The organism is Microcoleus sp. D3_18_C4, from assembly GCF_036702355.1.
GTDB lineage: Bacteria > Cyanobacteriota > Cyanobacteriia > Cyanobacteriales > Microcoleaceae > Microcoleus.
In genome coordinates, this window is sequence record NZ_JAUBTF010000097.1 from 1 (window position 1) to 15,526 (window position 15,526).

General features: G+C 45.9%; 16 protein-coding genes. 8 read left to right on the forward strand and 8 right to left on the reverse strand.

The window, feature by feature from the left end; translation table 11 throughout:
• Window positions 1-113: 113 nt before the first annotated feature.
• Window positions 114-1,325, reverse strand: coding sequence for an acetate kinase (locus tag QUA90_RS28360; RefSeq protein ID WP_333448565.1), 1,212 nt, complete (start codon window positions 1,323-1,325; stop codon window positions 114-116).
• Window positions 1,326-1,553: 228 nt separating this feature from the next.
• Between QUA90_RS28360 and psaK the strand changes: the two genes are divergently transcribed.
• Window positions 1,554-1,814, forward strand: coding sequence for a photosystem I reaction center subunit PsaK (gene psaK / locus QUA90_RS28365; RefSeq protein ID WP_333331916.1), 261 nt, complete (start codon window positions 1,554-1,556; stop codon window positions 1,812-1,814).
• A 45-nt stretch (window positions 1,815-1,859) separates the two neighbouring features.
• Here psaK and QUA90_RS28370 read toward each other — a convergent pair whose 3' ends face one another.
• Window positions 1,860-2,630: a histidine phosphatase family protein gene (locus tag QUA90_RS28370; RefSeq protein WP_333331919.1), complete on the reverse strand. Its 771-nt coding sequence runs from the start codon at window positions 2,628-2,630 to the stop codon at window positions 1,860-1,862.
• Between the two features lie 25 nt (window positions 2,631-2,655).
• Window positions 2,656-5,130 carry a phosphoketolase family protein gene (locus QUA90_RS28375; RefSeq protein WP_333448566.1) on the reverse strand — a complete coding sequence of 825 codons (2,475 nt, stop codon included), beginning with the start codon at window positions 5,128-5,130 and terminating at the stop codon, window positions 2,656-2,658.
• An 871-nt stretch (window positions 5,131-6,001) separates the two neighbouring features.
• Here QUA90_RS28375 and QUA90_RS28380 point away from each other — a divergent pair.
• The 3 genes from QUA90_RS28380 (at window position 6,002) to QUA90_RS28390 (ending at window position 6,831) form a co-directional block, all read left to right on the forward strand.
• Window positions 6,002-6,130, forward strand: a complete 129-nt coding sequence (locus QUA90_RS28380; protein WP_333331932.1) for a DUF433 domain-containing protein — start codon at window positions 6,002-6,004, stop codon at window positions 6,128-6,130.
• A gap of 132 nt (window positions 6,131-6,262) precedes the next feature.
• Window positions 6,263-6,589 carry a DUF433 domain-containing protein gene (locus QUA90_RS28385; protein ID WP_333144268.1) on the forward strand — a complete coding sequence of 109 codons (327 nt, stop codon included), beginning with the start codon at window positions 6,263-6,265 and terminating at the stop codon, window positions 6,587-6,589.
• A gap of 65 nt (window positions 6,590-6,654) precedes the next feature.
• On the forward strand, window positions 6,655-6,831 hold the full coding sequence (locus QUA90_RS28390; protein WP_333390970.1) for a DUF5615 family PIN-like protein: 177 nt from the start codon (window positions 6,655-6,657) through the stop codon (window positions 6,829-6,831).
• A 220-nt stretch (window positions 6,832-7,051) separates the two neighbouring features.
• On the opposite strand, the gene QUA90_RS28395 is transcribed toward QUA90_RS28390, so the two are convergent.
• Window positions 7,052-7,300, reverse strand: coding sequence for a hypothetical protein (locus QUA90_RS28395; RefSeq protein ID WP_333331925.1), 249 nt, complete (start codon window positions 7,298-7,300; stop codon window positions 7,052-7,054).
• Window positions 7,301-7,837: 537 nt separating this feature from the next.
• Between QUA90_RS28395 and QUA90_RS28400 the strand changes: the two genes are divergently transcribed.
• Both QUA90_RS28400 and QUA90_RS28405 read left to right on the forward strand, forming a co-directional pair.
• On the forward strand, window positions 7,838-8,209 hold the full coding sequence (locus QUA90_RS28400) for a hypothetical protein (RefSeq protein ID WP_006634749.1): 372 nt from the start codon (window positions 7,838-7,840) through the stop codon (window positions 8,207-8,209).
• Between the two features lie 5 nt (window positions 8,210-8,214).
• Window positions 8,215-8,643: an HNH endonuclease signature motif containing protein gene (locus tag QUA90_RS28405; RefSeq protein ID WP_333448567.1), complete on the forward strand. Its 429-nt coding sequence runs from the start codon at window positions 8,215-8,217 to the stop codon at window positions 8,641-8,643.
• A 128-nt stretch (window positions 8,644-8,771) separates the two neighbouring features.
• Here QUA90_RS28405 and QUA90_RS28410 read toward each other — a convergent pair whose 3' ends face one another.
• From QUA90_RS28410 to topA, 4 genes are all read right to left on the reverse strand, one after another.
• Entirely contained in the window at window positions 8,772-9,530 is a 759-nt protein-coding gene (locus tag QUA90_RS28410) for a DUF3427 domain-containing protein (RefSeq protein WP_333448568.1), read from the reverse strand.
• Window positions 9,531-9,812: 282 nt separating this feature from the next.
• Window positions 9,813-10,025, reverse strand: a complete 213-nt coding sequence (locus QUA90_RS28415) for an HNH endonuclease (protein WP_333448569.1) — start codon at window positions 10,023-10,025, stop codon at window positions 9,813-9,815.
• The gene (locus QUA90_RS28420) at window positions 10,016-10,261 is read right to left on the reverse strand and encodes a hypothetical protein (protein ID WP_333448570.1); all 246 of its coding nucleotides are present in this window, start codon (window positions 10,259-10,261) and stop codon (window positions 10,016-10,018) included. Before QUA90_RS28420 ends, QUA90_RS28415 begins: the two co-directional genes overlap by 10 nt.
• A gap of 191 nt (window positions 10,262-10,452) precedes the next feature.
• Window positions 10,453-13,185 (reverse strand): type I DNA topoisomerase, encoded by a 2,733-nt coding sequence (topA, locus tag QUA90_RS28425; RefSeq protein ID WP_333332680.1) that lies wholly within the window; start codon window positions 13,183-13,185, stop codon window positions 10,453-10,455.
• Window positions 13,186-13,673: 488 nt separating this feature from the next.
• On the opposite strand from topA, the gene QUA90_RS28430 reads away from it, so the two are divergent.
• Together QUA90_RS28430 and QUA90_RS28435 are read left to right on the forward strand one after the other, a co-directional pair.
• A complete protein-coding gene (locus QUA90_RS28430; RefSeq protein WP_333332683.1) occupies window positions 13,674-14,357 on the forward strand; it encodes a VOC family protein in 684 nt (227 codons plus the stop codon).
• 170 nt (window positions 14,358-14,527) lie between these two features.
• Window positions 14,528-15,526 (forward strand): protein kinase domain-containing protein (locus tag QUA90_RS28435; RefSeq protein ID WP_333332686.1); only part of this gene is annotated, 999 nt, incomplete at its 3' end.

Here is a 15,526-nt window from a genome sequence, read left to right on the forward strand (position 1 = left end):
TTGCCCAACAATAGCTCAAAACCTCTGCCCTAGTATTTCTGAGTATTTATACTCATCGCAAAAGTGACACGCTCCCGATCGGCCATCGCTGTTGAAGGAATTCCTAAAATAAATTAGTGATAAAGTTTCCAGCATTCTCGCGCAATTTCCCAATCCTCCTGCGTGTGAATTACCAAAATTCTCACTGCTGAATCCACTGCCGCAATATCTTGATCGATCGGTGACTGTTGATTTTTATCCTCATCCAATTTTAACCCGATAAATCCAAAAGCTTCGCAAGCGGCAGCCCGTACAATAGCAGAATTTTCCCCAACTCCCGCCGTAAAAATTAAAGCATCCAACCCTCCTAAACTCGCCAGCATGGCACCAATTCCGGCACGCAAACGGTGGATGTAAATCTCCAAAGCCAGTTGAGCTCTCTGATTACCTTGGGCGATCGCATCTCCAATCTGCCGCAGATCGCTAGACACCCCTGAAATCCCTTTTAAACCAGAATTTCGATTGAGAATACCATCAAGTTTCTCTGCAGTAAACTCGGATTGTTTTAACAGATGAATGAGAATGCCTGGATCGATCGAGCCCGATCGACTTCCCATCATCAAACCTTCCAAAGGCGTAAATCCCATCGTCGTGTCAACACTCCAGCCACCGCGAATGGCCGCCAGAGAACATCCGTTGCCCAAATGACAGCTAATCAACCGCAAATCTGCCAAATCCCGACCCAGAATGTCGGCGGCCCTACGCGCGCAATATTGATGGCTAATCCCGTGAAAGCCGTAGCGCCGAATCCCATTTTCCAGCCATTCATAGGGGCCGGGATAAACAAAGGCTGCGGGCGGCAATTGTGCGTGAAAAGCTGTATCAAATACTGCTACTTGCGGCACTTTTCCGAGGATTTTTTCAATCGCTTCGATACCTTCGAGGTTAACGGGATTGTGGACAGGGGCGAAAACAGATAAACGGGCGATCGCCTCTTTAACATCCGGCGAAATTAACGTACTTTGCTGATATTCTTGTCCGCCGTGTACGACGCGGTGGCCGACAATATCAATTTCCTTTAAATCATTAATGGTTTGAGTTTTTCCCTTCCAAAGAGTCTCCAGCATTCGAGAAATAGCATCTTGGCGAGACTCGGATGCAAATTCCTCTTCAAGCCGATCGCCTTTTGCTGTTTTGACTTTCAACTCTGCTATACCCTGCTGGTGAGTCCAATCAATTTGAGCCTCCCACAGAGGTTGCAAAGGTCGATCGGGCAGGACATCGTTTAACTCGTAAAGACAGCTCTTTTGACTGCTCGAACCCGCATTTAACACCAGTATTTTCATGCTTGATTATGTCCTGTTGATTCGTTCTTTCGATCGCTAGGCGATTGCAATCGCATCTTGTCAAACTTTCGCCCGCCTGCACAGACTAAGAAATCTTGAGATTCTGGCAAAAATATTAAGAAATATGTCGAAAAATTAACTGTTAATGCAATGTGTAGCGAACAGTTGCATTTTTTTGATATATCTTCTAGGCAGATTTTCATTTACTAAAGTTTAAGGAGCCGATCGATGTTTACACCAATTTTACTTGCCGTTGCCCCCAGAACCGTAGAGTGGAGCCCTACAATCGGTTTGATTATGATTCTTTGCAATATTTTAGCTATTGCGATCGGCAAATCAACCATCCAGAATCCTACCACAGGCCCAGCAATGCCCTCATCGAGTATGTTCGGCGGTTTGAGTTTGGGTGCAGTTTTGGGAACTACTGCCTTTGGTCATATTTTGGGAGCAGGTACTATTTTAGGATTGTCTTACATAGGGGCGATTTAGTTGCAGACGCTCCGGGTAGGCAGTGCGCGCACCCTACCCGCAATTTCAAGTACCGGGCAAATTGCGGAGAGTTTCATCCATGTACGATCGATCGCCCAAAACTTCCAGCAGCGGCCCGTGCACCTCAAACTTAACAATACTGACAGAAGCTGCTAAAGCGGCAATGCGATCGCGATAACGTCCCAAATCAATCCCCAACAAACTGCACAGAATAATTCTAATAGTGGCTTTGTGGGAGACAACCAACACATTACCGTTTTTGTACTTTTCCTCAATTTCTGCAATAACTAAGGAAGCTCTACTGGCAATTTGCACAGAAGTTTCGCCGCCGTTTGGTGCATTCCAAGCAGGTTCTGTCAGCCAGTTAATATAATCTTCTGCGTATTCTTTTTTGACTGATTCTACTGTTTTGCCTTCCCACTCACCGTACTTAATTTCCCTCAGTCCGTCGCGAAGCTGCATTTCAATTCCCACAGCATCGCACAAAGGTTTTGCAGTAGCAATTGTGCGTTTCATCGGACTGACATAAACAGCCTCCCAGGGCAATTTCGCGTAAGTAGCGGCAAACTGTTCTGCCATTTGAGAACCTTCGGGCGTTAATTCTGGGTCGATAGCGCCGCAGAAACCGCCTGTTTGGCTGTAAGTCGTTTCACCGTGTCGTAGAAAGTAGATTTTTAAGCTCATATATAGCAGTTTTATTTGATTGTTGAAAAAGACTTTTATTGAACGAACCGCAGAAAGAAGAGATTCTCGATCGCCCGCGCCGGACACGGCAGTGCCGTGTCCTAATCCCCGATCGCGCGCCGGACACGGCATTGCCGTGTCCCTACCCAGAATATCGCTAGCCCGGTGCACCCGATCGCACGGTTTGATCTCCTGTCGTTGTCGGATCTTTCGTTTCCTTCGGCGCTTCCGACGAAACCGGGCCCGCGTGCGGCCACTGCCAGTCGCGGATTTCCGGCATATCATCGCCGTGTTCGTTGATATACTGCCTGTGTTCGATCAGCTTGTCACGGATAGCTTGTTTGCCGTAAGCTGCTACAGAACTCAGTTTCGGAACGCGATCGAGTACATCTCCAACTAAATGGAATCGATCGAGGTCATTAATCACCACCATATCAAACGGCGTCGTAGTCGTTCCCTCTTCCTTGTAACCCCGAACGTGAATATTCGAGTGATTTGTCCGGCGATAAGTCAAGCGGTGAATCAGCCAAGGATAGCCGTGAAAAGCAAAAATCACCGGCTTATCTTTCGTGAACAAAGTATCAAAATCCTTGTCCGACAAACCGTGGGGATGTTCGCTAGCAGGTTGCAGCGTCATCAAATCAACCACATTCACCACCCGCACTTTTAAATCGGGATAATCTCGGCGGAGAATGTCAACAGCAGCCAAAGTTTCCAGCGTCGGAACATCACCCGCGCAAGCCATCACCACATCCGGTTCGCCACCTTTATCATTGCTAGCCCACTCCCAAATTCCGATGCCGACGGTACAGTGTTTAATCGCAGAATCCATATCCAAATACTGCAATGCCGGCTGCTTCCCTGCAATAATCACGTTGACATAGTTGCGACTGCGGAGACAGTGATCCGTTACAGATAGCAAAGTATTCGCATCTGGCGGCAAATAAATCCGCACCACTTCCGCTTTCTTGTTAATTACGTGGTCGATAAAACCCGGATCTTGGTGAGAAAAACCGTTGTGGTCTTGTCGCCAAACGTGAGAAGTTAGTAAGTAATTCAGAGAGGCGATCGGTCGGCGCCAAGGAATGTGACGAGTAGTTTTCAACCACTTGGCGTGTTGGTTGAACATCGAATCGATGATGTGAATAAACGCCTCGTAACAAGAGAAAAAGCCGTGGCGTCCCGTCAGCAAATAGCCTTCCAGCCATCCCTGACACATATGTTCGCTGAGGACTTCCATCACCCGGCCGTCGGGGGAGATGTGATCGTCTTCGGGCAAAATTTCCCCCGCCCACACCCGGTTCGTCACTTCAAACACCGGATCGAGACGATTTGAGGCCGTCTCGTCAGGCCCGACAATGCGGAAATTGGCGTTCTCTTGATTCAGTGTCATCACGTCTCGCAGGAAGCGGCCGGAAACGCGGGTTGCTTCTGCCATTACAGTGCCCGGTTTTTGCACATCAACGGCGTAGTCCTCAAATTTCGGCATTTTCAAGTCTCGCAGCAGCAGGCCGCCGTTAGCGTGGGGATTTGCCCCCATGCGTCGAGCTCCCTTGGGCGCGAGTTCTGCCAATTCGGGAATTAACTTGCCCTTTTCGTCGAAGAGTTCTTCCGGCTTATAGCTTTTCATCCAATCTTCGAGGAGTTGGACGTGTCCCGGCTTAGAAGCCATTTCCGAAAGTGGGACTTGGTGCGATCGCCAATAATCCTCAGTTTTCTTACCGTCAACTTCCTTGGGCCCCGTCCAGCCTTTGGGAGTTTTCATCACAATCATCGGCCACTGGGGACGACCGGAATAGCCCTCTGTCCGGGCTTTTTCCTGAATCGCCTTAATTTCGCCGATCGCGGTATCGAGAGTTGCAGCCATCAACTGGTGCATGGTTTCCGGGTCTGAACCTTCCACCCAATAAGGTTTGTAGCCATAACCGACCATCAAACTTTCCAATTCCTCCTGCGGAATGCGGGCCAACAGCGTTGGATTGGCAATTTTGTAGCCGTTCAAGTGCAAAATCGGCAATACGGCCCCGTCCCGAACCGGGTTGAGAAACTTGTTAGAGTGCCAGCTAGCAGCCAAGGGGCCGCTTTCGGCTTCCCCGTCACCGACAACGGCCGCCACAATCAAATCGGGATTGTCGAAGACTGCGCCGTAAGCGTGGACAAGGGCGTAGCCGAGTTCGCCACCTTCGTGAATCGAACCGGGGGTTTCCGGGGCGACGTGGCTGGGGATACCGCCGGGAAAGGAGAACTGTTTGAATAGCCGCTTGATACCCTCTTCATCTTCGGAAATGTTCGAGTAATATTCGCTGTAAGTGCCTTCGAGATAGGTGTTGGCGACCAAGCCCGGCCCGCCGTGTCCAGGGCCTGCGATGTAGATGGTGTTGAGGTCTTGGGCTTTGATGATGCGGTTGAGGTGAACGTAGATGAAGTTTAGCCCTGGAGTAGTGCCCCAATGTCCGAGGAGTCTCGGTTTGACGTGTTCGATTTTGAGGGGTTCTTTGAGTAGAGGGTTGTCGAGAAGATAGATTTGTCCGACGGATAGGTAGTTTGCCGCCCGCCAGTAGGCGTTCATTTTGTGTAGTTCTGAGTCGGAAAGCGGCTTTAATTGCGGGATCTCGGTTGTTCCTAGCATCATCAGCTATTGACTCCTAAGTTGTGGTTGTTTTGTAAAGTGCGATCGTGAAGTGCGATCGATATTAATTTGTTATCCGTGACATTTGGTATTTAAACTCCATGTCTTCCACGAAAACTATTGAATTATAGCTCGTTTATGTCTCCATCAAAGTTTAAATGAATGTTAATTTCTGGCTAAACATCGCACAATTTCGAGTGAATAAAGGTGGAAATTTCCGGGGATCAAGGAATTAAGCAATATAAAATAGGATTTACACAAGAGTTTTCGTAGAGTGTGGACTGTGCACCTGATGCGTATGTGCTGCGAGTGGTAGGATGTGTTGTGCAAGTTCCCAAAAAGATACTTCTCAAGGTAGAAGTCATAATGATTGATACCGGAAGTTGATTTTAGTTTGTGTCGGCAGATGGCTGATATCGCTTATCAAAAAAAATGCAAATTTAGGCCATATCCAAAGCTTTATGTCCTCAGTCATTCCCAATTTTAAAATCTCAAATCTAAAATGGTATGACTCGTTTTGTTTTAAAGTTTTTGAGGTTCGTTTAATATCGGGGTAAAAGGGTGAGCAATTTTTATAATTTACAGATTTATCCAGAAGTTAAAAAGATATAGCAAGGCTATTTCATTTGTAAACGGGCTTTTTTTTATGAATTGCAGAGGCGCACAGGGCGCAGAGGAAGAGATCCGAGAGAAAGGAATTGCGTATAACAGCCAATACATATTATCTAATTATTAACCCAAAATTTAGCTAAGCTGAGGCGCATCTAAATTTGACAATCAAATTCGAGCAAATTCTTGTGGGGATTAGGGGTTGGGCGTTCCGCCCGCCCAAAAATACAATTTAGATGCGTAACAGCTTAACACCTGACAATGAATTAGCCAAACTCCCGGTGTCTGTGGCGGTGATGCTTGTAGGAGAAATACTCGCATTCTTGTTTGGGTACTGGAAAGTTTTCGTCGTTTGGGTATGAACAAGTCTCGACTCCAGGCGATCGCACTATAATAGCAAATACATACATATAGCCTTTCTCATTAACATGAGGTGCTCATAGGGCCTAGGGCATGGGCATAGGAAGGAGCCCGCATACCTCACCACGCTTGAGAACCGCTATATTTCATAAGTACCAAAATTTCTATGACTATCAAAGAATTAGAAGCGCAACTTCTGGCTTTAACGCCAACCGAGAAAGCTCAAATCATCCAATTATTAACCCAGAACTTAGCCAACACCTGGCAAGGAATTAGCAAGACTCCCGGTGTCTGCGGCGGTGATGCTTGTATCAGAAACACTCGCATTCCTGTGTGGGTACTGGAAAGTTTTCGTCGCTTGGGTATGAACGAGTCTCGACTCTTAGATAACTATCCCACACTAACCGCTACTGATTTAGCAAATGCCTGGACTTATGCGGCAGCTTTTCCCGATGAAATTGAAATAGCTATCCGCGAAAATGACGAGGATTGAAATGATGGCGCGTCTTTATTGTGACGAACAATTTCGCCAGAGTGATTGTAGAATTGCTGCGCCCTATGATTCACAATATTCTGACAGTGCAAGCTGCCGGAAAGGATAACCCAAAAAATCCGGACGAAGAAGTTTTAGCTTTTGCAGTCAGTGAAAATCGAGCTGTTTTAACTCAAAATCGCCGTTATTTTATCAGACCGCACAGCTTACAGTCTGATCATGCTGGAATACATTGTCTGTAGGGGAGAGGATGATTTAACACAATGGCTGCTAACCTTAATCAGGCTATTTCCTCACTTGAAACATTAACAGGTCAAGTGATTTGAGTCGATCGCACTCTTGCCGCCATCTATATCTTAAGCGATCGCCACAAAGTAAACTCAAGCAATCTCAATCCGAAAATCACTGCATCGGTTTGATTGCTGGCTAGATGCCATCGCCCATATTTCCCGCTAAAAAAACTTAGGAGGCGACTAAAACAGGACTCTCTGAAATGCGGCAAACATTGGACACAGTTGGCTGGTGGGCAACGACTCGCAGTTCGTGAGGATAGCGGGGACGCGGGTCATTTTCTAACCAGATGGGCGGTACCATCATCACTTCATAGTAAGCGATCGTATCGAAAACACCTGGCTGGGACTTCAACTCCACTGTTAAGCCAGCTCGGTACTCAAATGCTTCTTCCCAGTCTAGGTTTTCATTGATACCCATAGCGATCGCGCCTCTTAATCTTGTTTCTTTTGTCCATTGTAGAGCCCTACATAAAAGATTTGGTACTTTCTGTTGCTTACGATACAATTTTTAACTTTATATGTTCGATTCATGACAATTTAACAGAGAGCAGCAATTGTCAATAAGTAAATAGGATGATTTTGCTGGCGGGTGACAAGTAAACTGAAAAGGTAGGCTTGACAAGAGTTTGAGTTGATATGTCTCAAAAAAAATAGGGGCGATGGAACCGCGCAGACGTTTATGAGACAAAGGAAGATCAGAGAATTTTAAGGATTGAAGTACGAACCTATTTTTGCCCTCTTGTCTAGTGTTTTACAAATAAAGAAACCCGGTTTCTTAAAAAAACCGGGTTTCTGGGATGAGTGAAAACTAAACTAATTTCACTTGGTTTTCTACTTGGTCGCAGTCGCAGTATTTTTAGCAAGCGAGCTCCTTCTTCATTTCTTTTGGGCAGATGTCTAATACTCAAAGTAAAATATGGCATAATATAAATATTAGTTTCATAGCTTTGCACCTATGACCGCCCAAATAACCCTAAATCTGCCAGATGAAGTCTATCACCAAGCAGAATTACTAGCGCTGCAACGCCACCGCACCGTGAGTGAGATTCTAGTAGAAACTCTGGAAAATTTTCTCTTACCAACCGCTAAACCAGTATCAGCACTGTCTGATTCAGAAGTAATCACTCAGACTCAACTCCGGCTGCAACCACTCCAAGAACAACGATTGAGTGAATTGCTAGACCGCCAACAATCCGGTACGATCGCATCTGTAGAACTGGCTGAATTGCAGGCATTAATCCACATATATGAAACTCGACTATTGCGACAAGCTCAAGCCTTAAATGAAGCTGTGCGGCGTGGCTTGCTCGAACCATTGAAAGGATAATCAAAATGGCAATTTCTGAACAAGTTAGAGCCAGAGTTGGCGCACAAGCTCAAAATCGGTGCGGTTATTGTCGCAGTTTACAAATGTATGTCCTGGGAATATTGGAAATTGACCATATTATTCCTAAAGCGATTGGCGGTACTGACGAGGAAGAAAATCTCTGGCTGGCTTGTAGTCTATGCAATAATTACAAAGTAACCCAAACTGACGCATTAGATCCGGTAACGCAAAAGCACGTTAAGTTGTTTAATCCGCGCACTCAACAATGGTCACAAAATTTTGCTTGGAGTGAAGACGCTACAAAAATTATTGGACTTACAGATTGCGGTCGCGCAACAGTCACAGCACTACAACTAAACAATAATATTGCTGTTAGTGTCAGGCGTCAGTGGGTTAGTGCTGGATGGCATCCGCCCACAGATATTTCTCCTTAAAAGGTTGAGAGTCACAAATGGTCGATCGCACATATCGCCTTTTTGGCGGCCCAGGAGATTTTAGACTAACTAGAGGTCATTGATGGGGGATTTGTACGATGGGCGTTGGGCGATGGAATAGCGATTTGTTAGGTTGCTGAATAATTTGCAGGACTCTTCAATAGTAGTGCCTTAATTTCCTCAATCGTAAGTGGTGGCGAACGTCGATGAATCATGGCATGGCAATTGGGGCATACAGGACGCACATCTTCTACAGGATTAACCTCGTATTCTTCACCAATCTCAGAAAGCGGCCGAAGATGATGGATGTGAATAAAGCCCTCTCCTAATTCCCCAAACACTTTCCCAAAATTGAAACAGCAGACATAGCAAGTTGCGCCGTAGTGTTCAATACATTTTTGTCGCACAACTGGGTTGCGTTCATAGGCGTTGACTGATACTTTACAGACTGTTCCTTCTCGGAAAGTCGTAGATGGAGAAATTTCATCAGGGAATATTTCTGTCTCAAATGTCCAAATGATTTTGACTGGTGTGATATCTTCTACTTCTTCTGCGTTTCCAATCCCAGCAAAGATGAAGGGTTCTTTGTTATCTTCACGCCATAAAATATAGGTATCGCTATCTACACTTAACATGGACTGGATGGATGGATGGTGTAATTTTGAAGTAGTTCTGCCATACCACTCCAGTCGATTTCCTACCCATTGATTGGCATAGTCATGACCTGTTCGTCCAGATGTTCCAACGTTGCAAAAGATGAACCAAGCATTACCGTAACGAGCATATCCTGTAGCCCAGTTTCCTCCGTGAGTGTCTTCAGGAATTCCAATAATTCGATAAACATCACGTCTTGTATATCTATGCCCAATTTGAAATGAATATGACATCAATCCCTCACCTGAAACACCTCACCAATTCGCTCGCAATAGTGCTTCTACAGACAATGTATGCAACCTAACTAAATATTGACCAGCATTTCCGGTACAAACACATATTTCCTAGTACATTAGCACATATTTTATTTCCGGTAAAGTCTGATGCCCCCTACAATTTGAATTGACTTCCGTAACAGGAAAACCTTATCTTCATCAGACTACTGAATAATCATGCTGTCTCGACTCATGAATCCTCTTCTTTCCTTAACTCTTCCAGTTCAGTGAGTAGCTTTGCTAGTGGTATACTGAACTTATATAGCGATTATTATTACAGCGATGACAAGCTAAAGCTAAGTTTTCAAGCTCATCGCTACCACCAATCGATCGAGGTAAAATATGATTGATCGTAAATAGAGTAGAGCTACTTTCTTCCGCAGAATGGCAATACTCACAAAGAAAATTAGCTCTACTTCTTACTAAATTTCGAGTAGCGCGGTTTACGGACATGAGGCTGCTATAACTTTAGCGTTAATTAAGGTAAAAATCCGATCTAGTTCTAGTAAGCTTGCTAATTCTACAACCTCTTCTGAAGTTAAAAGATTAGCCTTTTGTCGGTCGGCTAGTTCTTCTAATCGGGTTTGCAGGTTTTCCGTAAATTTGAATAAGTAAAGATTTCTGACTTTCTGAAGCGAAATATCACGATCGATCCAGTAGGAAGGTTGTACCATAAGTTCAGCTATCATGGTGATTCAATTACTCCAATTACTACATGGATAGTCTTGATTATATCATGAGAACGAAAGGATTACTTTAGAAAGAGCCGACCTACTTAGGCACGGCGCGATCGAAGAAACCGGGTTTTTTACCCAATCTGTCTGCTAAAACAAATTATTGCAAAAAACCCGGTTTCTGACCCTACAGTGCTTAAATCCTGCTAACTTGACTTAGTTGTTTTCTTGGCTGTTGTCGCAGTCGCCGTCTTTTTAGCAGTGGTTTTCTTCGCCGCAGTCTCCGTCTTTTTAGCAGTGGTTTTCTTCGCCGCAGTCTTCTTCGTGGCAGTTTCCGATTTCGCCACAGTTGTCTTTGTTGACTTCTTCGACTTGCTGCTAGATTTTCCGCCGCCCGCTGCTTCCTTTGCTGCTAACAAATCCAGTGCTTTTTGTAAGGTGAAATTCTCCACAGATTCATCCTTCGACAAAGAAGCATTGATATCGCCGTGTTTCACATAGGGGCCGTAGCGGCCATCGTAAACATTGATCAATTCTCCCGACTCTGGATGCGCGCCCAATTCCTTCAAAGGTGTAGCTGATTTGCTGCGACCGCGGGCGGCTTTCGGCTGCGATAATAACTCTAAAGCCCGATCGAGCTCGATCGTCAAAACATCATCCGGCGGTTTGATCGATCGATAATCTTTCCCCACCTTACCCTGGTCATGCACCACATAAGGCCCGTACATCCCCAAATTAGCTTGCACCTTCGCCCCCGTCTCCGGGTGAGTGCCCAGCAACCGAGGTAAAGTCAACAAACTCACCGCCATATCCAGCGTCACGCTGTCCTTATCCGTCCCCTTCGGTAAAGAAGCCCGCTTCGGTTTCTTGTTCGTTTCCGAAACTTCCCCTAACTGAACGTATGGCCCATAACTGCCAATGAGCACATAAATCGGTTCCCCAGTTTCCGGGTGAAGACCTAATTTTTCCGGGCCTTCGGTTTTTTGCTTTAACAGAAACTCCACTTGTTCCGGGTCTAAATCTGCCGGCGTCAAATCTTGGGGAATCGATGCTTTTACCAAGCCTTCTTCGCTTTCAGATTCTAGGTATGCGCCGAATTTGCCGATGCAAACTTTGGCGGTGAGATTCTCCAACACCACAGTTCGGGCAACTTTCGCATCAATCTGACTTTCCTGTTCCTTAACTTGGGTTGCAAGTCCCGTTTCCCCTGTATAAAACTTTTGCAAATACGGCAGCCATTTCGCCTCCCCGGTGGCAATTTCATCGAGGGTTTGTTCCATTCGGGAAGTAAAACCGGTGTCTACTAAATCGGGAAAATGTGTTTCCAATAAAGTCGTGACGGCGAAAGCGGTGAATGTCGGAATTAGGGCATTAGCTATTAATTTCGCATATCCGCGATCGACAATTGTCCCGATAATACTCGCGTATGTACTCGGACGGCCCACACCTTCGCTTTCCAGCATTTTGACCAGAGAAGCTTCCGTATAGCGGGCGGGAGGTTGAGTTTCGTGCCCTATCGCCTCTAAATCCTTACAATTAGGTTTATCCCCCACCTTCAGCGCCGGCAAAATCACCTCTTGGTCTTCCAACGCCGCATTCGGATCGTCGGAACCTTCCACGTATGCGCGCAAAAAGCCTGGAAAATCAATGCGTTTGCCGCTGGAACGGAAACCGGCATCTTCTACCTGAGTTAATACAGTGACGTGAGTTTGGCGGGAATCGGCCATTTGAGAAGCCACAGTCCGCTTCCAAATCAAATCATAGAGGCGGAAATCAATCCCATCCAATCCGGTTTGCTGCGGAGTCCGAAAAGTGCTGCCGGCGGGACGAATAGCTTCGTGGGCTTCCTGCGCGCCTTTACTTTTCGTCGTATATTTGCGCGGTTGGGGGCTGAGGTATTCGCTGCCGTAAAGTTCTTGCACACAACTGCGCGCGGCTTCGATCGCCTGTTCGGACAAATGCACCGAATCCGTCCGCATATAGGTGATAAAACCGCGTTCATAGAGACTTTGGGCAATTCGCATAGTTTCTCGCGCACCCAGCCTCAGTTTGCGGTTAGCTTCCTGCTGCAAAGTCGAGGTCGTAAACGGCGGCGAAGGTTTGCGGGTGACTGGCCGTTCTTCAATATTCCCGACAGTCCAAGGTTTGTTTTGAATGCGTGAGAGTAAAGCCCGCGCCTGTTCTTCGTTGAGCAAAAGTACGCGGCGGCCTGCGATAATTTGCCCGGTATTTTCATCAAAATCGCTGCCATTTGCAACTTTTACATTGCCGACAGTCACGAGTTTGGCATCAAAGGAAATCTTGCCCTTTTCCAAAAGGGCTTTTAAATCCCAGTAGCTACCTTGGCGGAAAGCGCGGCGTTCGCGTTCCCGGCGCACCAAAAGCCTGACTGCGACTGACTGCACTCTACCAGCCGACAAGCCCCAAGCGATTTTTTTCCACAGTAGCGGAGAGAGTGTGTAGCCGACGAGTCTGTCGAGAATTCGGCGAGTTTCTTGGGCTTGTACTACTCGATTGTCGATATCGCGACAGTGAGTCAAAGCATCGCGGATTGCTTCGCGGGTGATTTCGTGAAACACCATCCGCTTGATGGGCACTTTGGGTTTGAGGATTTGCAGCAAATGCCAGGAAATGCTTTCGCCTTCCCGGTCTTCGTCAGTGGCTAGAATCAGTTCTGTGGCGTCTTTGAGGGCGTCTTTGAGTTCTTTAACAATTTTCTTTTTATCTTTCGGGATGACGTAGAGGGGTTCAAAGTCTGCTTCCACGTTTACGCCCAGTTGCGCCCATTTTTCTCCTTTAACGGCTTCTGGTATTTCTTCGGCGGAGGATGGTAGGTCGCGGACATGGCCCATCGATGCCTCTACACGGTAGGTGGAGGGCAGGAAGTTGCGGATGGTGCGGGCTTTGGTAGGAGATTCGACGATGACTAAGGTTGACATGGCATCTTTTAAATATGGATGGCAGCGCAGCTAGAGGGTCTAAGTTAGAGAGTTTAGGTCAGATGTCAAGGTTTCTTTCAACTTTGGGCGATTATTTTCAAACTACCTTAATTTTTAAGTTATTGCCGATCGGGTTGCAGGTGACAAGCTGATGGGATTTTACTGCTTTCGGGGCAGAGGCTGCGAATCGCCTCTCTACAAGATGCACTCCTTGGATGACCTGACTTTAGCAGAATTGTCGGTAACTGGATGTTGAGACTGCTGGATGCGGGCGGATGGTTCCTCAATCTGGTTGTAACTTCAAGGTTGAGGAAGGTTGGGGCGACAGATTTTAGATTTTAGATTTGAGATTTGAGATTTTAGATTGGGAAAGATTCACTGAGTATAGGTTTTGGACTTTGGTACAGTACGCTGTGCGGCATCAGGGTGGCGATCGCAAAAAAAGCAATCACAGGGGATTAAAATTACTTGAGCGATCGAGCAATTCGATGAATAATTCTATGACATTTGAATTCGACCATCTTTTCATCCTTACTGATATTGGTGCTTCGGAAGCTAATCGTTTATCATCTTTCGGTTTAGTTGAGGGTGGATCTCGCATTCATCACGGACAAGGTACAGCCAATCGCTGTTTCTTTTTCCATAATGCAATGTTGGAATTGTTATGGATTCACGATCAAGAAGAGGCGCAGTCTGCTCCAATTCGTCAAACTCGTCTTTGGGAGCGATCGACAAATCGGAATAATGGTGCCTGTCCTTTTGGCATCTGTTTGCGTTCAGCCCAAGGTTCTAATGACACAATTGCATTTTCAAGTTGGGCATATCGTCCACCTTATTTATCTGAAACGATGAGTATCGCTGTAGGAACAAATAGTGATGTGTTGACTGAGCCGATGCTTTTCCAAATTTCCTTTGGTAAACGTCCAGATCAATACTCTGCTGATAAGTCACAGCCTTTGGATCATGGTGTTGGTTTCCGCGAAATTACTCGTGTAGAATTAGTCAGTCCTGCTGCCAATAACCCGTCACCAGAACTTCAAGCAGTGCTTGAGACAAATCAATTAAAGTTGCGAATAGGAACCGAGTATTTTGTCGAGCTTGGTTTTGATGGAGAAGTGCAGGGAAAACAGGTAGATTTCCGACCTGGATTGCCACTTATTATCAGTTGGTAATCAAAACCTGTAAAACAATTAATAATATGGCTTCAGTATCCAACGAAATGCGATCGTTCGTACAGAACGCGGACTGACAATTGCAGGAACATTAGAGGCTATTGAGAATTTTTCAAGTTGGCTGACTAAACTAGAGATATAGTAACCCCCAATTTATTGAGAACTGGAAAATGGAGACAATTACTGACCTGCCAGGGTATCGCATAACAGAACAACTCTATGCAGGATCTCGTACTTTAGTCTATCGCGGTGTCCGGGAGAGCGATCGGACTCCAGTCGTCATCAAACTGCTGCGAAACGAATACCCCAGCTTCAGCGAACTGCTGCAATTCCGCAACCAGTACACCATCGCCAAAAATCTACGTCTGCCTGGAGTTGTTGAACCCCTCGATTTAGCACCTTACAAAAACGCCTATGCTTTGATAATGGAGGACTTTGGAGGAGTTTCCCTGTCTACTTATATCCCGGCAGCAACTGATAAAAACCAACCCGATAAATCTGTATCTTTAGAAGACTTTCTCAACCTAGCCAGGGAACTAGCAAATATTCTACACTCTCTCTACCAAAACCGAGTTATTCATAAAGATATCAAACCCGCCAATATTCTGATTAACCCACATAGCAAACAAATTAAACTCATTGACTTCAGCATTTCTTCCCTGCTGCCGAGAGAAACCCAAGAAATCCAGAATCCCAACACCCTCGAAGGAACCTTAGCTTATCTCTCCCCAGAAAAGACAGGAAGAATGAATCGAGGCATTGACTATCGGAGTGACTTTTATTCCCTGGGTGTGACCTTCTATGAATTGTTGACAACACAGTTACCCTTCGAGTCAGACGACCCAATGGAGTTAGTGCATTGTCATCTAGCCAAACAGCCGATTCCGGTACATCAAATCAAGCCAGAAGTCCCCCTAATTTTATCCCAAATTGTTAGTAAACTGATGGCCAAAAATGCGGAAAATCGCTATCAGAGTGCATTAGGACTGAAACACGATTTAGAAATTTGTCTGGCTCAATTACAAAACACGGGTAACATTGAGACGTTTGCATTGGGAACGCGGGATATTATAGACCAATTCCTCATCCCCGAAAAACTCTACGGCAGAGAAACAGAAGTTGAAACCTTATTAGCAGCCTTTGAGCGAGTCAGCAGGGGCAGCACCGAA